Origin of the sequence: Ochrobactrum sp. C6C9, assembly GCF_022627935.1 — a bacterium.
Lineage (GTDB): Bacteria > Pseudomonadota > Alphaproteobacteria > Rhizobiales > Rhizobiaceae > Brucella > Brucella teleogrylli.
This window is the reverse complement of record NZ_JABXGB010000023.1, coordinates 38,510-59,906: the sequence shown is the minus strand read 5'-3', so window position 1 is coordinate 59,906 and position 21,397 is coordinate 38,510. Positions and strand designations below refer to the sequence as shown.

Sequence of the window (21,397 nt, the reverse complement as noted above, 5' to 3'; positions counted from 1 at the left end):
CCGCCACGAGTTTTTTTATCATGCTTGTCAACTCATCGGGAGATTCATGTATGCGTTTTTTGAAGCCGGGTTTTAAAGTGGTTGTTGCTGCAAGTGGAACCGCCGCCTGTGTGTGGGCAGGACTTGCGAGCGTGGCCCAAGCGGCTTCGACGGTAACGCTGGTGCCGCATCGCGCCGTTTACGATTTGACGCTGGACCGCGCCGATGAAAAGTCAGGCATCAGCGGTCTGACTGGGCGCATGGTCTATGAGTTCAACGGATCTGCCTGCGAAGGCTATACGACGAACTTCCGTTTCGTGACCCGCATCGACATGGAAGAGCAGCCGCAGCGCGTCACCGATCAGCAGACGACGACCTTCGAAGGCAGCGACGGCAAGAGCTTCCGCTTCGTCAACAAGACCTTTGTCGACAAGGAACTTGTCAAGGAAGTGCGCGGCGATGCCAAACTTGAAGGTGGCAAGACGGTGGTGGAACTGTCGAAGCCGAAGGAAAACAAGATTGATCTGCGCGGGACGCAATTTCCGACCCAGCATATGGAAGAGCTGATCGGCAAGGCTGAAGCGGGTCAGAAGTTCTATCAGACGTCGCTGTTCGATGCGTCGGAAGACGCCGACCGCGTGGTCGCCACCACAGTCGTTGTCGGCAAGGGGCAGACCCCGTCGGATGATGAAACCAAGTTCATGGGCCCTTTTTCCAAAGACCCGGTCTGGCCGGTGACGATTGCTTATTTCGATGACAAGGAAAAGCAGGACGGGCTGCCGATCTATCGCATCAACTTCAAACTTTACCGCAATGGTATCACGCGCGATCTCACCATGGACTATGGTGACTTCGCCATGCGTGGCAAGCTCGTGAAGCTGGACGTATTCGATGCGGCCAAGGAAAAGGCCAAATCCTGCAATTGAGGATGCCCAGATACGCCGTTTGGCGTTATATTGGCTGGATGACTTGCAATTCATGGCGCGATCGGTTAACAGCGCGCCTATTCCACACACGGGATTGGGCTTTTGCCGGGAGAAATCCGGCAAGAACCTCCGGTGGCGAGCAATCGCCTCAGCCCGTGGAGGTTAAACCGGAAAAGGAAAATAAAGATGGCATTGCCTGATTTCAGCATGCGCCAGCTTCTGGAAGCTGGTGTTCACTTCGGCCACCAGACCCACCGCTGGAACCCGAAGATGGCGCCTTTCATCTATGGCGCTCGTAACAACATCCACATCATGGACCTGTCCCAGACCGTTCCTCTGCTGCACAACGCGCTGAAGATCGTTTCGGACACCGTTGCTCGCGGCGGTCGCGTCCTGTTCGTCGGCACGAAGCGTCAGGCTTCGGACATCATTGCCGATGCAGCAAACCGTTCGGCTCAGTACTACGTCAACGCCCGCTGGCTCGGCGGCATGATGACCAACTGGAAGACGATCTCCAACTCGATCCAGCGTCTGCGCAAGCTCGACGAACTTCTGGCTGGCGAAGGCCAAGGCTTCACCAAGAAGGAACTTCTGAACCTTCAGCGTGAGCGTGAAAAGCTTGACCGCGCACTCGGTGGCATCAAGGACATGGGTTCGGTTCCTGACCTGATCTTCATCATCGACACCAACAAGGAAGCAATTGCTATCCAGGAAGCCAAGCGTCTTGGCATTCCGGTTGTTGCCGTGATCGATTCGAACTGCGATCCGGACCAGATCGACTACCCGATCCCGGGCAACGACGACGCTGCACGCGCTATCTCGCTCTATTGCGATCTGGTTGCACGCGCTGCTCTCGACGGTATTGCTCGCCAGCAGGGCGCAATGGGCATCGACATCGGTGCGCAGGCTGAAGCTCCGGTTGAGCCAGCTCTCGAAGCTCCGGCTGAAGGCGCTTAATCAGCGTTTGATTTCATCCATCCGTCATATCTCTGATAGAGGCGGATGGATAATCTCGTTTCATTCCGGCGCGGACGCGTGATTCCGAAGCACGTTTGACGGTTTTCGGGCAAATTCACGCTTCGTCAAAATGGCGCCGGTTCAAAGTTGGCACACCCATTCGGTGTGCCTTCGCTTTCGTGAAAGGCGACACAATGAGCATTTCCGCATCTCAGGTTAAAGAACTCCGCGAACTGACCGGCGCTGGCATGATGGACTGCAAGGCTGCTCTTGCAGAAACCAACGGCGACATCGAAGCTGCTGTCGATTGGCTGCGCGCCAAGGGCATTGCAAAGGCTGACAAGAAGGCTGGCCGCACGGCTGCTGAAGGTCTGGTTGGCGTTGCATCTTCCGGCAACAAGGCTGTTGTCGTTGAAGTCAACTCCGAAACCGACTTCGTTGCCCGCAACGACGCTTTCCAGGATCTGGTCCGCAAGATCGCTCAGACTGCCCTGACCACCGACGGTTCGGCTGAAGCTGTGGCCAACGCCAACATCGACGGCAAGACCGTTACCGAAACTGCGAAGGACGCAGTTGCAACCATTGGCGAAAACATTGGTTTCCGTCGTTCGGCTGCTCTGTCCGTTCCGCAGGGTGCAGTTGCAACCTACATCCACAACGGCGTTGCTGACGGTCTCGGCAAGCTCGGCGTTCTGGTTGCTATCGAAACCGCAGGTGACGCAGAAGCTGCAAACGCATTCGGCCGTCAGGTCGCCATGCACGTTGCCGCTATCAACCCGCTCGCTCTGACCGCTGAAGAACTCGACCCGGCTGCTGCCGAGCGCGAAAAGGCGATCTTCATTGAGCAGGCTCGCGAATCCGGCAAGCCGGACAACATCATCGAAAAGATGATCGAAGGCCGTATGCGCAAGTTCTACGAAGAAGTTGTTCTTCTTTCGCAGGCTTTCGTCATCAATCCTGACCTGACGGTTGCAGCTGCCCTCAAGGAAGCTGAAAAGGCCATCGGCGCTCCGGCTAAGATCACCGGCTTTGCCCGTATCGCACTTGGTGAAGGCATCGAAAAGGAAGAAAGCGATTTCGCTGCTGAAGTCGCTGCTGCAGCCAAGGGTTAATCGGCTCTGGTCTTCCTCTGAAAGCGTATTTGCGCTTTCAGAACATGCTTTAGCCTGAAAAGGCTTTTGATTATGAAGGGCATCGCGTGACAACGCGGTGCCCTTCGTGTATCGGAACGCAACACAATCACTTTATTACGATCAGTGGAGAGCATTCCATGTCCGGCAAGCCCGCCTATAAACGCGTCCTTTTGAAAGCCTCGGGCGAGGCATTGATGGGCAGTCAGGGTTTCGGCATCGATGTCTCCGTTGCAGATCGTATCGCCAACGATATCAAACAGGCCCGGCTGCTCGGCGTCGAAGTCGGCGTGGTGATCGGCGGCGGCAATATTTTCCGTGGTGTCGCGGTGGCGTCCAAGGGCGGCGACCGCGTGACGGGTGACCATATGGGTATGCTGGCGACGGTGATCAATTCGCTGGCGCTGCGCACCTCGCTGCACAAGATCGGCGTGGACGCCGTTGTTCTCTCCGCCATAGCAATGCCGGAAATCTGCGAGAGTTTCTCGCAGCGTCAGGCGACGGCCTATATGGACGAGGGCAAAGTGGTGATTTTTGCAGGCGGTACGGGCAATCCGTTCTTCACGACCGATTCAGCGGCAGCGTTGCGCGCCGCAGAAATCGGCGCGGATGCGCTTTTGAAGGGCACGCAGGTGGACGGCATCTATTCGGCTGATCCCAAGAAAGACCCGACCGCGACCCGGTTCGACACGCTCACCCACAAGGAAGTTCTCGATCGCGGACTGGCTGTCATGGATACGGCAGCTGTTGCCCTTGCGCGTGAGAACAACATTCCGATAATAGTCTATTCCATCCATGAAAACGGCGGCTTGGCCGAAATTCTGCAAGGCAAGGGACGTTGCACGATCGTTTCCGATAATTGATCGACACTGATCGTTCACATGCCTTGCTGCGTATCGAAGGAGAATATGCATGAGTGATGCTTTTGACATCAACGACCTGAAACGCCGCATGGAAGGCGCAGTCAATTCTTTGAAGCACGATCTGAACGGTCTTCGTACCGGTCGCGCTTCCGCCAGCCTGCTTGAGCCAATCACCATCGAAGCCTATGGCGCGACGATGCCGATCAATCAGGTTGCCAATATCACGGTTCCGGAATCGCGCATGCTTTCGGTTTCCGTTTGGGACAAGAGCATGGTTGGCGCCGTCGAGCGCGCTATCCGTGATTCCGGTCTGGGCCTCAACCCGATCACCGACGGCATGACACTGCGTATTCCGCTGCCGGAACTGAACGAACAGCGCCGCAAGGAACTGGTCAAGATTGCGCATCAATATGCGGAGCAGGGCCGTATTGCCGCTCGCCATGTGCGTCGCGACGGTATGGATACGCTGAAAAAGCTGGAGAAGGACGGCGACATCAGTCAGGATGACAGCCGCGTTCTGTCCGAAAAGGTGCAGAAGCTGACCGACGACACCATCGCCGAGATGGACAAGGTCGTTGCTGTCAAGGAAGGCGAAATCATGCAGGTCTAGGACCTGTATGACGTTCGTAAAAGGAGAGCCAGGAATGTCCGATCCGCGCCACATCGCCATTATTATGGATGGCAATGGCCGTTGGGCGAAGGCGCGCGGCTTGCCGCGTAGCGCCGGGCATCGTGCTGGCGTGGAAGCGCTGCGCGAAACGGTGCGGGCGGCGGGTGATCGCGGTCTTGGCTTTCTCACGCTTTTTGCGTTTTCTTCCGAAAACTGGTCGCGACCGAGCGGTGAGGTCAATGACCTGCTCGGTCTGCTCAAACTGTTTATCCGTCGCGATCTTGCCGATCTTCATCGTAACAATGTGAAGGTCAGCATCATCGGCGAGCGCGAAGGGCTGACCGACGATATTCGTGGGCTGCTCACCGAAGCAGAAGCGCTGACCCGCCGCAATACCGGTCTCAATCTGGTGATTGCCTTCAATTACGGGTCTCGCGACGAGATCGTCCGTGCAGTCAAGAGCCTGGCGCGCGACGTCGCTGCCGGTCGTCTCGACCCGTCGTCAATTTCCGCCGAGCTGCTCTCGGCAAATCTCGATACCGCTTCCATGCCCGACCCGGACCTCATCATCCGCACCAGTGGCGAGATGCGTCTGTCGAATTTTCTGCTTTGGCAGGCCGCTTATGCGGAATTTCTGTTTCTGCCCGGTCACTGGCCGGATTTCCGTCCGGCCGATCTCGATGCTGCCTATGAAGTGTTCCGTCAGCGTGAGCGCCGCTTTGGTGGTGTGGAGGCGCGGAGCAGTCTTGAAGACGGCCTCGTCGAATGCGAAGAGGGCAGCCGGGCAATGGGGCAATAGGTGCGGCATGACAGATCGTTTCGCAGCCGTGCTTCGTCATTGCTCTGTTCCATCGCATCGCATGCTCTGACGTAGTGCAAGCCGAAAGGTGTCAATGTCCAATCTGCAAACCCGTATTCTCACCGCCATCGTGCTCGGCGCATTGGCCTTGTGGCTGACCTGGGTAGGCGGGTTGGGTTTCACGCTTTTCGCTATCGCTATCGGTCTGGCGATGTTCTACGAATGGACGGCGCTGAGCGCTCCACGTCAAACATCGTTTTCGCGGGTTTTCGGCTGGCTCTGGCTGGTCCTGACAGCCATCCTTCTTATTCTGGACCGCAGCGCGTTGCTGACCATCGGCACGCTTTTGCTGGGAACGCTGATTCTTCTCGCCACGCAGTGGAAAACCGGGCGTGGCTGGCCTGCCGCCGGACTTTTCTATGCCGGGTTCTCGGCGATATCGCTTTCGCTCCTGCGCGGTGACGAGCCCTTCGGCTTTACGGCCATCGTTTTTCTGTTCGCCGTCGTCTGGTCCACTGACATCGCAGCCTATTTCAATGGTCGCGCTTTGGGCGGGCCAAAGCTTGCGCCGCGTTTTTCGCCCAACAAGACATGGTCTGGCGCTATTGGCGGTGCTGCGGCGGCGGTCGCTGGCGGCATTCTGGTCGCTTCGCTGGTGGCGACACCGGGTAGCCTGATCGTGCCGTTGCTGGCGCTTCTGCTCTCTATCGTTTCGCAGATCGGCGATCTGGCGGAATCCTGGGTGAAGCGCCAGTTCGGCGCCAAGGATTCTGGCCGTCTTCTGCCGGGGCATGGTGGCGTGCTGGACCGTGTGGATGGGCTTGTCGCCGCCGCTGCACTTCTATACCTCTTTGGTGCCGTGATTGCGGAGCCGGATGTGCCATCTGCTATCTTTTTCAGTTTCTAAGCGGCAGACGATTCGTAGAGTACGAGGGTCGATGCCGTGCTGTGGCCGCTGTCGATCACTGGGTGATTTGTAAGGAGTAGTCATTTGCAGGAGGCTCTGGCCTTTTTCTTCGGCGGTGAAAGCCTGCTTGTCGGGACAATCGTACCGTTCCTTTTCGTTCTCACAATCGTCGTATTCGTGCATGAGATGGGGCATTATCTGGTGGCGCGATGGTGCGGCATCGGTGCGCAGGCATTTTCAATTGGCTTCGGCCCCGAACTTCTCGGCTTCACCGACCGTCGTGGAACCCGCTGGAAGCTCTCTGCAATCCCGCTTGGCGGCTATGTGAAGTTCATTGGCGATGAAAGCGAAACCAGTTCGCCCGTCGGTGTGGCTAACAATGCACTGAGCGAGGAGGATCGCAAGCGCGCGTTCCACACTCAGCCGGTCTGGAAACGTGCGGCAACGGTTTTTGCCGGTCCTGCTTTCAATATCATCCTGACCATCGTGATTTTCAGCGTCTTCTTTGCGCTTTATGGGCGGCAGATCGCCGATCCCCTGATTGCGGGCGTTCAGCCGAACAGCCCGGCTGCGGCTGCCGGTTTTGAACCCGGTGATCGCTTTATCAGCGTTGAGGGCGAGAAGATCACCACTTTTGCCGATGTACAGCGCATCGTTTCGGGCCGTGCAGGCGATACGCTCGACTTCACGGTGGAGCGCGGCGGCAAGATGGTTGATCTCAAGGCGACGCCCGCAACCGTCGAGAGAACCGATCCGCTCGGCAACAAGGTGAAGCTTGGCGCCATCGGTGTCGAGACCACGGAAGCGGTCGGCAATTTCCGCCGTATTGAATATGGTCCGCTCGAATCAGTCGGGCAGGCGGTGATGGAAACGGGCTTCATCATCAGCCGCACAGGTGAGTTTTTCACACGTTTCGCCTTTGGCCGTGAGGACAAGTGTCAGCTCGGTGGGCCGGTCAAGATCGCCAATATGGCGAGCAAGGCGGCGAGCGCCGGCTTTGACTGGTTGATACAATTGACGGCTATGCTCTCCATCGGGATCGGGCTTTTGAACCTGTTTCCCCTGCCGCCGCTGGATGGCGGGCATCTGGTTTTCTACGCGGTCGAAGCGGTCAAGGGCAGCCCGGTTTCACCGGCGGCGCAGGAAATTTTCTACCGCATCGGATTCCTTCTTGTGATGGGATTTATGGGGTTCGTACTTTTCAACGACCTCTTTGCCTGCTAGATCAAATGCCGACTGTCTCAGGCAGCGGTCCTAGGAATTGAAATCTTGGGGGATGACGATCTTGGGGATTATTGGCCAGACCGGCTTGTCCGGTTAAGCTGACTGCAGTGAGGCGACGCTTTGACCGACGGAGGCCGGGCAAGGTGTTAAACAGAAGTGAACATTGGGAGCGACGACCAGAAAAGCTAAGCAATCTGTTTACCATAACTCACAATTCGCGTGGCATGGATGCCACGCTTGTTGCCTAAGTAAACAGAATTTAACCGCAACGCTTGCTTGTATGGAAAAACCGGCTAATACGGTTGTATCTGTACGCATTTTTCTGGGTTAATCGTCCCGGGGACAGAAACGAAGGTTCGGAAAGCCTATGACGGCAAGTTCTAAATTCTTTGGCGCCGCGTCCGCGCTCGCCATGTCGGTGGCTCTAGTGGCTTCGGGTACTGCTGCGCTCTCGCTCGCATCCGTGAATGTCGCGGAAGCTGCCGTTGTGAGCCGTATCGATGTTCGCGGTAATACGCGCGTTGATGCTCAGACCATTCGCGACAATATCGACATTCGTCCGGGTAAAGCCTTCACCAGCGCCGATATCGATGCCGCTGTGAAGCGTCTTTTCGGCATGGGCCTGTTTTCCGATGTTCGCATCAACCAGTCTGGCAGCACGCTTGTCGTGACCGTCAGTGAGCGTTCCGTGGTCAACAACGTCCTGTTCCAGGGTAATAAGAAGATCAAGGATCCTGACCTGACGCGCGCCGTGCAGCTGAAGCCGCGTTCGCCTTTCGATGCGGCGACGATGGAATCGGACAAGGAAACGATCAAGGCTGCCTATGCACGTATCGGACGCAGCGATGCGACGGTTAATGCGCGCACTGTCGATCTCGGTCAGGGTCGCGTCAACGTTGTCTATGAAGTCAATGAAGGCTCGCGCACCAAGATCGAAAATATCGAATTCGTCGGCAATCAGGCCTATAGCGGTCGCCGTCTGCGCGACGTCATCTCCACCAAGCGTTCGAACCCGCTGTCGTGGCTGACCCGTAATGACGTTTATGACGAAGGCCGTTTGCAGGCTGATGAAGAAACGCTGCGTCGCTTCTATTACAATCGTGGTTATGCCGATTTCCGCGTTGTTTCGTCGAATGCGGTTCTCGATCCGGCTACCAATGAATACACGATTACGATCACCGTCGATGAAGGTCAGCGTTACACCTTCGGCGATGTGAGTGTTGAAAGCACCGTTGATGGCGTCAATACAGACGCTTTGTCCGGTCTCGTGAAGACCCGTTCGGGTCGCGCCTATAGCGCCAAGGAAGTTGAAGATTCCGTTCTGGCTGTAACTGAAAGTGTTGCCGGCAGCGGTTATGCCTTCGCCAAGGTTGAGCCACGCGGTGACCGCAACTTCGAGAATCGCACGATCTCGGTTGTCTATAGCGTTGATCAGGGTCCGCGCGCTTATATCCAGCGCATCGAAATCCGCGGCAACGACAAGACGCGCGATTACGTGATTCGTCGTGAGTTCGACATGAACGAAGGCGATGCCTTCAATCAGGTCATGGTGCAGCGCGCCAAGCGTCGCCTTGAGGCTCTGGACTTCTTCCAGACCGTCAACATCTCGACCGCTCCGGGTTCCGAGCCGGACCAGGTGATTCTGGTTGTGGATGTTGTCGAAAAGTCGACGGGTGAATTCTCCATCGGTGGCGGTTACACCACCGGCGGCGAAACGCCGGGTGCGTCTGTCGAAGGTGCAATCACTGAGCGTAACTTCCTCGGTCGCGGCCAGTATATCCGTCTCAGCGCCGGTGCCGGTCAGGACGATATGCGCAATTACGGCCTGTCCTTCACGGAACCGTATTTCCTTGGCTATCGCATTTCGGCTGGCTTCGACGTATTCCGTCGCAGCTATCGCGTGAACGATGACTACGACGTCGAGCAGACTGGCGGTACGATTCGCTTCGGTCTTCCGGTCACGGAAAACTTCTCGGTCGGTCTCGCTTACAACCTGGTTCAGGAAAAGTATGACCTGTTCCGCGACAATATTGCTGATTACTATGCGCCTGCTCTGCAGGAAGCTGCAGAAAACAGCCCATGGCTTCGCTCGTCGGTCAGCTATTCGCTGACGTATAACACCATCGATGACATGAAGAATCCGCATGAAGGCCTCTTTGGCAAGTTCACGCAGGAATTTGCAGGTCTTGGTGGCGATGCGAAGTTCCTGAAGACGACTTTCAAGGGTAACTACTATAAGACGCTGGCGCAGGAAGCCGACATTGTCGGTATGCTGGGTGTCGGTGGTGGTTACATCCACGAATTCGGCGACGACGGCGTTCGTATCTTCGACTTGTTCAAGAACAATTCGGATATCATTCGCGGCTTCAAGTTCAACGGCATTGGTCGTTACCAGGATTCTGCCAGCGGCCAGCGTTACTGGATGGGCGGCACGACCTACATCAACGGTACGGCTGAAGTGCAGTTCCCGATGCCTGTCGTACCGGAAAGCCTCGGTATCCGTGGGGCATTCTTCGCTGATGCGGCCATGCTCTATGGCGGTGACGACGTGTTGGGTAATCAGCCGGTTCTCGGCGACGACAAGAAGCTTCGCGCTTCGGTCGGTCTCAGCCTGATGTGGGCTTCGCCGTTCGGTCCGTTGCGCTTCGACTACGCATTCCCGGTCGCGAGGGCTGATACTGATAAGGTTCAGAACTTCAACTTCGGTGTTTCGACCAAGTTCTAACCGATTTGCCTTTCCCCGGGGCGGCTACGCCCCGGGAGAGAAAGTGTACTGATGGCAGATCCCGTCTTTTTCTCGCCTTCTCGTGAACTCACGATTGGCGATGTTGCTGATTTCACCGGTGCAAGACTTCGTGACCCGAAGCTTGCACCGCGTTCTGTTGAGCGTCTGGCTTCCATGAAGGATGCCGGAGAGGGTTCGCTTATCTTCGTGGAAGGTAAGAAAAATGCCGAAGCGCTGGCCGGTATCAAAGCCGCTGGCGTTCTCTGCAAGGAAGATGTCGCTCCAAGCGTTCCTTCGCATATGGCAGCCCTGATTACCCGCAATCCGCATCGCGATTTTTCCGCCGTTGGGCGCATGCTGTTTCCGACCTCGGCCAAGATGGAAAGCTGGCTTGGCGAAACCGGCATTTCCCCGCAGGCTTTTATCCACCCTTCAGCGCATGTCGAAGATGGCGCGACCGTTGAAGCGGGCGCGGTGATCGGCAAGGGCGTCACCATCGGTTCAGGCACGTTGATTGCTGCAACGGCGGTGATCGGCGAGAATTGCCAGATTGGACGCGACAGCTATGTCGGGCCTGGTGTGACGATCCAGTGCGCTTTTATCGGCAATCGTGTTTTGTTGCATCCCGGCGTGCGTATCGGTCAGGACGGTTTCGGCTATGTCCCCGGCGCTGCAGGACTTGATAAAGTTCCACAGATCGGTCGGGTTGTTATTCAGGACAATGTCGAGATCGGAGCCAATACGACGGTTGATCGCGGGTCGCTGAGCGACACGGTGATCGGTGAGGGCTCCAAAATCGATAATCTCGTCCAGATTGCGCATAATGTGCGCATCGGTCGTTTTTGTCTCATTGCCGCGCATTGCGGTATTTCCGGAAGTTGCGTGATCGGCGACGGGACCATGCTTGGCGGTCGCGTCGGTCTTGCGGATCACCTGATTATCGGCTCGGGCGTGCAGATTGCCGCTGCGAGCGGTGTTATGAACGATATACCCGATGGAGAACGTTGGGGAGGTCTTCCCGCACGTCCTATCAAGCAATGGTTCCGCGATATCGCGAACATTCGCAGCATCGGGCAATCAAGAAAGGAGCAATCCTCAGATGAGTGATACGGAACAGACGAAACTCGAAGCGGCGGATATTCAGGATCTTCTGGCAGTGTTGCCGCACCGATATCCCTTTCTGCTGATTGACCGGATCGTGGATATTGATGGCGATCGTTCGGCAACCGGCATAAAGAATGTCACGATCAATGAGCCGCATTTTACCGGGCATTTCCCGGAAAAGCCGATCATGCCGGGTGTTCTGATTATCGAAGCCATGGCGCAGACCGCTGGTGCCATCTCGCTGCTGCAGCGCAAGACCGGTCGCCCGGGCGTGGTCTATTTTATGACGATCGACAATGCGAAGTTCCGCCGTCCGGTTGTTCCGGGCGATCGCCTGCTTCTGCATGTCAAGAAAACCAAACAGCGCGCCAATATTTCCAAATATGAGTGCGTGGCTGAGGTTGATGGTGTGAAAGTTGCTGAAGCGGAAGTCGCGGCGATGATCAACGCCGGTGAAGAAAGCCAGTGAGCATTATAATGAACGAAACAATCATTCACCCCACCGCTCTTGTCGAGCCGGGTGTGGAACTGGGCCAGGGTGTGTCTGTAGGCCCCTTCTGTCATATTCAATCGGGCGCTGTCATCGGCGACAATTCCGTCCTGATGAGCCATGTGGTGATCACAGACGCGACCACGCTTGGCGCGGGCGCGAAGGTCTATCCGCATGCCGTTCTCGGCTGCGATCCGCAGAACAACAAGCATAAAGGCGGCCCGACCACGCTGAAGATCGGCGCGAATTGCATGATCCGCGAAGGCGTCACCATGCACCGTGGCTCCGACAGTGCGCGCGGCTATACTTCGGTCGGCGACGACTGCTCCTTCCTCGCTTATGCCCATGTGGCGCATGATTGCGATATCGGCGATCATGTCACTTTCTCGAACAATGTGATGATCGGCGGTCATACGACCATCGAACACCATGCCATTTTGGGCGGCGGTGCGGCTGTGCACCAGTTCGTGCGCGTCGGACACCATGCGTTCATCGGCGGCATGGCTGCCGTGGTAGGCGATGTCATCCCTTATGGCATGGCCATCGGCAATCATGCGCATCTGGGCGGGCTCAACATCGTCGGCATGAAGCGTTCCGGCATGGAGCGCAAGGAAATTCACAATCTGCGCCATGCCGTGCGTATGCTGTTCGACCGTACCAAGCCGGTGCGCGACCGTACCATCGACGTACTCGCAGCTTTCCCGGATTCTCAGGCGGTCGCCGATATGATTGCCTTTATCAGTGCCGATACGAAACGCGCCTATACCACGCCACCGCTCGATGCGGCTCATGGTGGACTCGGGCATGACAGCGACGAAAGCTGAAAACTTGGCGCGTCAGTCCGTCGATGGCGGGCGTGTCGGTATTATTGCGGGCAACGGCCTGTTGCCCATTGCCGTGGCTGAGGCGCTTCAAAACGCTGACACACCGCCCTTTCTCGTTCCCTTGCGTGAAGAAGCCGACCGGGTGCTCTATAATTATGAGCATCAGGAAGTATCGGTTGTCGAATTTGCAAAGCTTGTTCGCTCCATGAAAGCGGCTGGCGTTTCGCGAGTTGTCCTGGCAGGAGGCGTGCGCAGCAGGCCGCATCTCAGTGACCTCAAGCTCGACTGGCCGACGTTGCGGGCTGTGCCGCATGTGTTTCGCGCGCTTGGGCAAGGCGACGACGCTTTGCTGCGGGCCTTTATCGGCCTGTTGGAATCATTCGACTTCAAGGTGGTTGGTGCCCATGAAGTCGTGCCCGATCTTCTGTCTCCGTCGCCCGCTCGCATTCTTACCAAGGTTGCGCCGGATGCGCGTGAAGCGGGAAATATTAAGCTGGCTATGGAATCGGCTTTGCGGCTCGGCGATCTCGATGTCGGGCAGGGCGCTGTCGCTGTCGGCGGACGGGTGGTGGCGCTGGAAGGCGCGGAGGGCACCGATCTAATGATTGAGCGCGTCCGTGAACTGCGTGAAGCCGGGCGTATTCCCAAGCGCGGAGGAGTGCTTGTGAAAATGGCCAAACCCCGTCAGGATGAACGCGCGGATTTGCCTGCCATTGGTATTTCCACTGTGCTTAATGCTAAACGCGCCGGTCTCGCCGGGATTGCAGTTGAGGCCCGGCGTACATTTATTCTAGGCTTCGGCGACACCATTGCGGCGGCCAATGAAGGCGGCCTCTTCATAGAGACGATCAGTCGACACGAGAAGGACAGTTAAGGGTGAGCAACACCAGCCGGCCATTGAAAATAGCAATCGTGGCCGGTGAAGAATCCGGCGATCTTCTTGGTGCTGACCTGATTGACGCCTTGCGTCTTCAGACCGACAGGCTAGTGGATCTGGTCGGTGTCGGTGGCGATCATCTGGCCGCGCGGGGTCTGAAAACCTTTTTCGACCCGCATGAAATCGCTTTGATGGGGCTTGGTGCCATCATCAAAAACTTGCCGGGACTGGTGTTGCGCATTCGGCAGACTGCACGGCAGATCGTGGCGGAAAAGCCGGATTGTGTTCTGCTGATCGATAGTCCGGATTTTACGCATCGCGTCGCAAAAAAGATCAGAGCCGCCGATCCCTCCATTCCAATCGTCAAGTATATCGCGCCCAGTGTCTGGGCGTGGCGTCCGCAGCGCGCACGTGCGATGCGCGCCTATATCGATCATGTGCTGACGGTTTTGCCGTTCGAGGTCGATGTGATGGAGCGGCTGAATGGACCGCAGGCAACCTATGTCGGGCATCGCCTGTCGAGTTATGCGCCGATCATTGAGACGCGCGCGGCGCAGCTTGCGCTGGAGCCGCAACGATCGGAAGCCGGCAAACATACGCTATTGCTTCTGCCCGGTTCTCGCCGCACGGAAATCCAGATGTTGATGGAGCCTTTCGGCAGAGCGGTCGAAGAGCTGTCGCAGCGCGTGGAAAAACTCGAAGTCATTCTGCCTACCTTGCCGCGCATCGAAGCGATGGTGCGCGATCTGTCGCGGGACTGGGCGGTGAAGCCGCTGATCGTCGTGGGTGACGAGGAGAAGTGGAAGGCTTTTGCGCGGGCCGATGCAGCACTTGCCGCGTCAGGCACCGTATCGCTGGAACTGGCGCTGTCGCGCATTCCGAGCGTGCTTTCCTACAAGGCAGACTGGTTTGCGCGCAAATTCCTGATGCCGAAGATCACAATCTGGAGCGCGGCATTGCCCAATATCATTGCCGATGAACCGGTGGTGCCGGAGTTTTTCAATGAATTTGTGCGTCCGGGCATGCTGGCGCGCAATCTGGAGCGCCTCATGCGGCCCGGTTCAGCGCGTCAGGCGCAGCTGGATGGCTTCGACGCGGTCGCTTCGGTCATGGCGACGGAGCGGCCTTCTGGGGAAATCGGGGCGCGGGTTCTGCTGGACGCGATCGAAAAAGGTCGCAAGGGTTGAACAACTCAAATTTGGATCAAAAAGAAACCCCGGTTGCCATTGGCAGCCGGGGTTTTGTTTTCAGCGTTTGCCGCGCTTATTTGCGCTTTGCAACCGGCACGTAGTCGCGTTCCGTTGCGCCCGTGTAGAGCTGACGAGGGCGACCGATCTTCTGCTGCGGGTCTTCGATCATTTCCTTCCACTGAGCGACCCAGCCGACGGTGCGGGCGAGTGCAAAGAGAACCGTGAACATTTCGGTCGGGAAGCCGAGAGCCTTCAGCGTAATGCCGGAATAGAAGTCGATATTCGGATAGAGCTTCTTCTCGATGAAGTATTCATCCGTCAGAGCGATCTTTTCCAGTTCCATTGCAACGTCGAGCAACGGATCGTCCTTGATGCCCAGTTCGCCCAGAACTTCATGGCAGGTCTTCTGCATGATCTTGGCGCGCGGATCGTAGTTCTTGTAGACGCGGTGACCGAAGCCCATCAGACGGAACGGATCGTTCTTGTCCTTGGCGCGGGCGACGAATTCCGGAATGCGATCCACCGAGCCGATTTCGGCCAGCATGTTGAGCGCTGCTTCGTTTGCGCCGCCATGGGCAGGGCCCCAGAGGCATGCAACGCCAGCTGCGATGCAGGCGAACGGGTTGGCGCCCGACGAACCGGCAAGGCGCACGGTCGAGGTCGAAGCATTCTGTTCGTGATCGGCATGCAGGATGAAGATGCGGTCCATGGCGCGGGCCAGAACCGGATTGACCTTGTAATCCTCGCAAGGAACGCCAAAGCACATGTGCAGGAAGTTCGAAGCGAAATCGAGGTCGTTCTTCGGATACATGAACGGCTGGCCGATATGGTACTTATAGGCCATTGCGGCGAGCGTCGGCACCTTAGCGATCAGGCGGATGGAAGCGACCATGCGCTGATGCGGATCGGTGATGTCGGTCGAGTCGTGGTAGAAGGCGGACATGGCGCCCACACAACCGACCATCACGGCCATCGGATGCGCATCGCGGCGGAAGCCGGTGAAGAAGCGCGTCATCTGTTCATGGATCATCGTGTGACGGGTCACGCGATAATCGAAATCCGCCTTCTGGGTTGCCGTCGGCAGTTCACCGTAAAGCAGCAGGTAGCAGGTTTCGAGGAAGTCGCCATGTTCGGCGAGCTGGTCGATCGGATAGCCGCGATAGAGCAGGGTGCCTTCGTCGCCATCGATATAGGTGATCTTGGATTCGCAGGAAGCGGTCGAGGTGAAACCCGGATCGTAGGTAAAGGCATGCGAATTCTTGTAAAGTGGACCGATGTCGACGACGTCCGGCCCGACAGTGCCTTGTCGCACAGGCAGATCGAACGTATTGCCGTCGAGAGTAAAGCTGGCTGTCTTAGCTGACATCATGTTTCCTTTCATGTCCACTTTGCCGCCGCAGGCGGCAGTATTGCATTCGCTGCTATAACTTGTCTCGTATCTCTTGGCGGGCCCCGAAAGACTGCGGGATGCCCGATTTTTAACGCATTACGGCTACGATTTTGACCGCCAAACTATCCCAAACCGTCCGCGATGCAATGCGAAATTTGAACTATTTATATGCCGTTCGTCACGTCAGCGTGAATGATAGCACCTTAACCGATTTGATCGCGAATACGTCCCAAGGACTCGTCGCGACCCAGCACGAAAAGCACATCGAACACACCCGGTGAAGTAGCGCGCCCGGTAAGGGCGGCACGCAACGGTTGCGCAATCTTGCCGAGTTTCAGTCCGGTTTTTTCTGCATGGGCGCGAACCACAGCGTCCAGTGATTCAATGGTCCACTCGCCGGCAACTTCCAGATCCGGCAGCACCGATTTCAGAACGGCGCGACCTTCTTCATTGAGAAGTGAGGCGGCCTTTTCATCGAGATCGAGCGGGCGCGCTGCGAAAATGAATTTTGCACCGTCGGCAAGTTCAACGAGCGTCTTGGCGCGGTCCTTCAGGCCGGACATGGCCGTGAGCAGCTGCGCGCTGCGCTTGTCATCGAGCGCTGCGGCCAGCTCTTTACCACCTTCGATTTCCGGCAGAACGGCAACAAGGGCATCAAACAGCGCCTTGTCGTCGCTGCCGCGCATATAAAGACCGTTGATCGCTTCGAGCTTCTGGAAGTCGAAACGGGCAGCGCCCTTGTTGATGTCCTTCACGTCGAACCATTCGATCATCTGTTCGGTCGACATGATTTCGTCATCGCCGTGGCTCCAGCCGAGACGGACGAGATAATTGCGCAATGCTGCGGGCAGATAGCCCATGGCGCGATAAGCATCGACGCCAAGAGCGCCATGACGCTTGGAAAGCTTTGCACCGTCCGCACCGTGGATCAGCGGAATATGCGACATTTGCGGCACGTCCCAGCCCATGGCGTCATAGATGACAGTCTGGCGGGCTGCATTGGTCAAATGATCGTCGCCGCGAATGATATGGGTGACGCCCATGTCGTGGTCGTCAACGACAACCGCGTGCATATAGGTCGGTGTGCCATCGGAACGCAGAATGATGAAATCATCGAGATCCTTGTTGGGGAAGCGAATATCGCCCTGCACGGCGTCGCGCACGAGCGTTTCGCCTTCCTGCGGCGCCTTAATGCGAATGACAGGCTTTACACCTGCAGGCGCTTCGGACGGGTCGCGGTCACGCCAGCGGCCATCATAACGCGGCGGGCGGCCTTCGGCACGCGCTTTTTCGCGCATTTCTTCCAGCTCTTCCGGCGTCGTGTAGCAGTAATAGGCTTTGCCGAGAGCAACCAGTTCCTCGGCGACTTCGCGGTGGCGCGGCGCGCGCTCGAACTGCGAGATCGCGTCACCTTCCCAGTCGAGGCCGAGCCAGGTCAGGCCGTCGAGAATGGCGGCGGTGGCGGCATCAGTGGAACGTTCACGGTCGGTGTCTTCGATACGCAGCAGCATCTTGCCGCCGGTATGCTTGGCATAGAGCCAGTTGAACAGGGCCGTGCGGGCACCGCCGATATGAAGATAACCCGTGGGCGAAGGGGCAAAACGGGTGACGACCGGTTTCGACATGGTAGCTCCACTTTATCGCGCGCCCGTCAAGACAGCGGCAATTGCCGGGGCAGGGGCGCAAACTGAATTCTGATGCTCGCCGCCAAAGAGCGAGGGCGAGGATTTCTATAACGAAACCCTCTCGATTTCGACTGGCGTTCATGTAGCATAGGCAGCATTGTGCGCAAGGGCTTCGCGTTTGTTTCGGCTCCTTGCGACATTGTTCTTTTGGGGTATTTCGACAAAAAGACCTTTTTTTGCAGTCAGGCGGGGGCATGACGCGCATAGGTGATATGGCGGAAGCAAATGAGCGGGCGCTTGTCAAAAGCCTGCCTGACGGCTTGACGCGCTCATATCTTCCCGAGCCGTGGCCTGACCCTGCAATTGCGCCTGCCGAACGCCGCGACCGCGATCCGTCGCAAATCCCGACGCCGGATGATGGCCGCAGCGCCGTCAAAAGCCTTGCGCGCAGGGCTCCCGCCGCCTTTGCGGAAGCTGTCAGTCTGGAAGCGGCGCGCGGGATTTTCTTTCTGCTGATTCCGATTTTCAGCGGCCTTGGCGCGATTGCCTATTTCACCGTGTCATTTGAACCGGATTGGACGCCGGTGCTGGCGCTTCTCACCGGACTGGCTGTCATCCGGCTCCTCGCGCGGAAGCATTTCCTTGTTGCGCAGATACTGACGCTGGCGCTGGCTTTCCAGCTGGGTCTTGTCAGCGGAAAATGGGAAACCGAACGCAGGGCGACGCCGATGCTCGGTTCCGATGTTTCAACACGCATAACAGGCCGTGTCGTTGCGCTGGAAGCGCAGGATAATGGCAGCTGGCGTATTACCCTTGATTTGCTGGCAACAGAACGCCCGAAACTGCGCTTTGCACCGGAACGTATCCGTATCAATGCGCGCGATATACCTGCTGAAACAACGATTGGCGGCGGCTTGACCGGTTTTGCGCGGCTGCGGGTGCCGTCAGGCCCGGTCCGCCCCGGCAATTATGATTTTTCTTTTCACGCCTATTTCAACGGTATTGGTGCAAACGGCTTCTTTCTGGGGAACCCAAAGACGGCGCATGTCCCGCCGCAAACAAGCCTGATCGCTGCGATCAGTGAGTGGGTCGCCTTGCTGCGCGTGCGCGTTTCGGAGCGGGTGGAGGAGGTGATTGGCGGCGAGGACGGCAATGTCACAGCCGCATTGATCGCTGGAACGCGCGGCGGCATCAGTGAGGAAACCAACGAAAATCTGCGCAAGGCGGGTCTCGCGCATATTCTTTCCATATCGGGGCTGCACATGGCACTGGCGGCGGGGGTCGTCATGTTTGTCCTCCGGTCTGGTTTTGCGCTCTTTCCCGCGTTCAGTGTGCGCCATCCGGTCAAAAAATACGCGGCATTCCTGTCCCTGCTGAGCTGTACGTTCTATCTCGCCATGTCTGGAGCGGATGTGGCCGCACAGCGCAGCTATGTGATGATCGCCGTGATGCTCAGCGCGTTATTGTTCGACCGGGCTGCGATCAGCATGCGCAATCTGGCAATCGCCGGAATGGTGACCATCGCGATTTCACCGCATGAAATATTGGGGCCTAGTTTTCAAATGTCCTATTCGGCGACAGCTGCCCTGATCGCCGGTTATGCCTGGTGGAGCGCGCGCAAGGCCAAGAAGCTGCAGGATATGGAAAGGCGCGTTGCAGCGCCAGTCGGCGGATTGGCAGCCAAGGCGTTGAATTTTGTCTTTGCCGCTGCAGGAACGTCGTTATTGGCTGGGCTTGCAAGCGGTATTTTCGCTGCCTACCACTTCAACAATACCGCACCGTTGGGGCTGATTGGCAATGTGCTGGCTGATCCGGTGATTGCCGTTCTGGTCATGCCCTTTGCTGTTTTCGGTTTGGTGTTGATGCCGCTCGGTCTCGACTGGATACCATTGTCCCTTGCTGGTTCCGGTGTGTGGATCGTGCGCGAGATTGCAAGTTTCGTGGCGTCCTGGTCCCCGGAAGGCAATCCGGGCGCGATGCCGCTCACAGCGCTTGCTTTCTGGACCATAGCGCTTGTGATTGCGGTCCTGTTCACAACCAGATTCAAGATTCTCGCTTTACCATTTGTTTTATTGGGATTTATCGCCTTTGTACGCGAGCCGTTTCCAGATGTCGTGATCTCGGAAGATGCTAAGCTGGTTGGGGTTCGACTGTCCGATGGGCGTTTTGCCGTGAACCGCGACAGACCATCCAAGTTCACGGTCGATAATTGGCAAACTGCCTATCTCGCATCGCAATTTCTGATACCGCAACACGCAAAGGACCGGCTCAGAGGAATCCCGACGGACGGCTTTATCTGCGAGGATGGATTGTGCACGATCACGCTGCGCGACGGGCGCGTGCTTGTATATACGGCTGATCCGACAGTTCAGGATATCGCCTGTGACATTGGCGATGTGATTATTCTGGCTGTAGCTGGCGAAATGCCAGGATGCACGCGCACGAATAAGCTCGTTCTCAACCGGCGTGATCTGGCCTTGCGCGGGACGGTTGAAATCAAATTGGGTGACAAGAAAGACGCCGCCAATGTTCCCACCGTGAAGCTTTCAAGCACCTCGCCCGACGAAAGCGGCGCTCCACCGCAACAGCCCAGATTTGCTGATCCGCGTTACGACGACACGCTGGCCTTCGCCATCGATGAGCCACGGCGTCCGTGGCATCTATTTCGGCTCTATTCCCGCGCAGCGCGGGGACTGCCAGATTGGGAATATAAAAAGAAAAGGACTGCGCAGGTGGTGGTGTCAAATTGTCCGGCTGATGACAATCAGGAGCCGGGCAAATGTGAATGACCGCATGGCGGCTATGAGATCAGTTATTCCGGCAGTCCGGTAAACTACCATTGCGACCCAAATCGCCCAAAACGGACAACCTCTGATCAATACCGGCGGATCAGACCGACCAGCTTGCCCTGTACGCGCACGCGGTCGGGACCGAAGATGCGCGTTTCGTAAGCGGGGTTTGCCGCTTCAAGCGCAATCGACGCACCCTTGCGGCGGAAGCGCTTCAAGGTCGCTTCTTCATCATCGACCAGAGCCACGACAATCTCGCCCGGATTGGCCATGTCACCGCGCTTGATGATCACCGTGTCACCGTCGAAAATTCCGGCATCGATCATCGAGTCACCTTTGACCTCCAGCGCATAATGTTCGCCCGCGCCGATCATTTCCGGCGGAAGGCTGAGCGAATGCGTCTGGTTCTGAATGGCGGAGATCGGCACACCGGCAGCGATGCGTCCCATGACAGGCACCGACACGGTTGCCGACACATCGTCATTGATCGCAACCGGGGCAGGGCGCAATGGTTGCGCGGGCGCAGGCGGCGCCTTGCCCAGACTGCCTTCAATGACGCTCGGTGCGAATTTCTTCTGCGCGTTCAGCCCCGGTGCAATCGAATCCGGTAGCCGCAGCACCTCAAGGGCACGCGCTCGGTTCGGCAGTCTGCGAATAAAACCGCGTTCTTCCAGAGCGGTGATCAGCCGATGTATGCCCGACTTGGAAGCAAGATCGAGCGCCTCCTTCATTTCGTCAAAAGATGGCGGAATGCCCGTTTCTTTCAGACGGTCATGAATGAACAGCAGAAGCTCGTGCTGCTTACGGGTCAACATGCGCGACACCCTCCGGCCAGATAAGAATCGAGAAAAACAAAACCAGAACGAACACTATATGTTCCAGTCTTGTTCTGCAATGGTTTTAAAATGATTAACGGGTGCGCGCCTTGTTGCGGTTCTGTTCACGGAAGGGTGTGAGGTGGGGCTCGGTGTTTGATGAAGCGGTTTGT

The 21,397-nt window shown here is 57.2% G+C and carries 18 protein-coding genes; 15 read left to right on the top strand and 3 right to left on the bottom strand.

Features of this window, described 5'->3' with window-relative positions; genetic code table 11:
* Nucleotides 1-50 precede the first annotated feature (50 nt).
* The 14 genes from eipB (at nt 51) to lpxB (ending at nt 14,602) form a co-directional block, all read left to right on the top strand.
* Nucleotides 51-905 carry a cell envelope integrity protein EipB gene (eipB, locus tag HWD97_RS17695; protein ID WP_109369173.1) on the top strand — a complete coding sequence of 285 codons (855 nt, stop codon included), beginning with the start codon at nt 51-53 and terminating at the stop codon, nt 903-905.
* A gap of 186 nt (nt 906-1,091) precedes the next feature.
* Complete coding sequence (rpsB, locus tag HWD97_RS17690; protein WP_109369172.1) at nt 1,092-1,862, top strand: 30S ribosomal protein S2; 771 nt, start codon at nt 1,092-1,094, stop codon at nt 1,860-1,862.
* Between the two features lie 194 nt (nt 1,863-2,056).
* Nucleotides 2,057-2,974, top strand: a complete 918-nt coding sequence (gene tsf / locus HWD97_RS17685) for a translation elongation factor Ts (RefSeq protein WP_371835342.1) — start codon at nt 2,057-2,059, stop codon at nt 2,972-2,974.
* Nucleotides 2,975-3,132: 158 nt separating this feature from the next.
* A complete protein-coding gene (pyrH, locus tag HWD97_RS17680) occupies nt 3,133-3,855 on the top strand; it encodes a UMP kinase (protein WP_109369170.1) in 723 nt (240 codons plus the stop codon).
* 49 nt (nt 3,856-3,904) lie between these two features.
* Complete coding sequence (frr, locus tag HWD97_RS17675) at nt 3,905-4,465, top strand: ribosome recycling factor (protein ID WP_078340836.1); 561 nt, start codon at nt 3,905-3,907, stop codon at nt 4,463-4,465.
* A 34-nt stretch (nt 4,466-4,499) separates the two neighbouring features.
* On the top strand, nt 4,500-5,264 hold the full coding sequence (locus HWD97_RS17670; protein WP_109369169.1) for an isoprenyl transferase: 765 nt from the start codon (nt 4,500-4,502) through the stop codon (nt 5,262-5,264).
* Between the two features lie 94 nt (nt 5,265-5,358).
* Nucleotides 5,359-6,171: a phosphatidate cytidylyltransferase gene (locus tag HWD97_RS17665; RefSeq protein ID WP_109369168.1), complete on the top strand. Its 813-nt coding sequence runs from the start codon at nt 5,359-5,361 to the stop codon at nt 6,169-6,171.
* Between the two features lie 84 nt (nt 6,172-6,255).
* On the top strand, nt 6,256-7,395 hold the full coding sequence (gene rseP, locus HWD97_RS17660; protein ID WP_109369167.1) for an RIP metalloprotease RseP: 1,140 nt from the start codon (nt 6,256-6,258) through the stop codon (nt 7,393-7,395).
* Between the two features lie 367 nt (nt 7,396-7,762).
* Entirely contained in the window at nt 7,763-10,120 is a 2,358-nt protein-coding gene (gene bamA, locus HWD97_RS17655; protein WP_371835341.1) for an outer membrane protein assembly factor BamA, read from the top strand.
* A 51-nt stretch (nt 10,121-10,171) separates the two neighbouring features.
* Nucleotides 10,172-11,227, top strand: coding sequence for a UDP-3-O-(3-hydroxymyristoyl)glucosamine N-acyltransferase (gene lpxD, locus HWD97_RS17650; RefSeq protein ID WP_109369166.1), 1,056 nt, complete (start codon nt 10,172-10,174; stop codon nt 11,225-11,227).
* Entirely contained in the window at nt 11,220-11,693 is a 474-nt protein-coding gene (gene fabZ, locus HWD97_RS17645; protein ID WP_109369165.1) for a 3-hydroxyacyl-ACP dehydratase FabZ, read from the top strand. Before lpxD ends, fabZ begins: the two co-directional genes overlap by 8 nt.
* Before the next feature lie 8 nt (nt 11,694-11,701).
* The gene (lpxA, locus tag HWD97_RS17640) at nt 11,702-12,538 is read left to right on the top strand and encodes an acyl-ACP--UDP-N-acetylglucosamine O-acyltransferase (RefSeq protein WP_109369164.1); all 837 of its coding nucleotides are present in this window, start codon (nt 11,702-11,704) and stop codon (nt 12,536-12,538) included.
* Nucleotides 12,519-13,412 (top strand): LpxI family protein, encoded by an 894-nt coding sequence (locus tag HWD97_RS17635; protein ID WP_371835340.1) that lies wholly within the window; start codon nt 12,519-12,521, stop codon nt 13,410-13,412. Before lpxA ends, HWD97_RS17635 begins: the two co-directional genes overlap by 20 nt.
* A 2-nt stretch (nt 13,413-13,414) precedes the next feature.
* Complete coding sequence (gene lpxB / locus HWD97_RS17630; RefSeq protein WP_109369163.1) at nt 13,415-14,602, top strand: lipid-A-disaccharide synthase; 1,188 nt, start codon at nt 13,415-13,417, stop codon at nt 14,600-14,602.
* A 76-nt stretch (nt 14,603-14,678) separates the two neighbouring features.
* On the opposite strand, the gene gltA is transcribed toward lpxB, so the two are convergent.
* Both gltA and gltX read right to left on the bottom strand, forming a co-directional pair.
* Entirely contained in the window at nt 14,679-15,971 is a 1,293-nt protein-coding gene (gltA, locus tag HWD97_RS17625) for a citrate synthase (RefSeq protein ID WP_078340455.1), read from the bottom strand.
* 227 nt (nt 15,972-16,198) lie between these two features.
* Entirely contained in the window at nt 16,199-17,620 is a 1,422-nt protein-coding gene (gene gltX, locus HWD97_RS17620; RefSeq protein WP_109369162.1) for a glutamate--tRNA ligase, read from the bottom strand.
* 254 nt (nt 17,621-17,874) lie between these two features.
* Here gltX and HWD97_RS17615 point away from each other — a divergent pair, with 254 nt between their 5' ends.
* Nucleotides 17,875-20,409, top strand: coding sequence for a ComEC/Rec2 family competence protein (locus HWD97_RS17615; RefSeq protein ID WP_121536252.1), 2,535 nt, complete (start codon nt 17,875-17,877; stop codon nt 20,407-20,409).
* A gap of 86 nt (nt 20,410-20,495) precedes the next feature.
* Here the strand turns inward: HWD97_RS17615 and lexA are convergent, their stop codons facing one another.
* Complete coding sequence (gene lexA, locus HWD97_RS17610; protein ID WP_109369161.1) at nt 20,496-21,224, bottom strand: transcriptional repressor LexA; 729 nt, start codon at nt 21,222-21,224, stop codon at nt 20,496-20,498.
* Nucleotides 21,225-21,397: the final 173 nt, after the last annotated feature.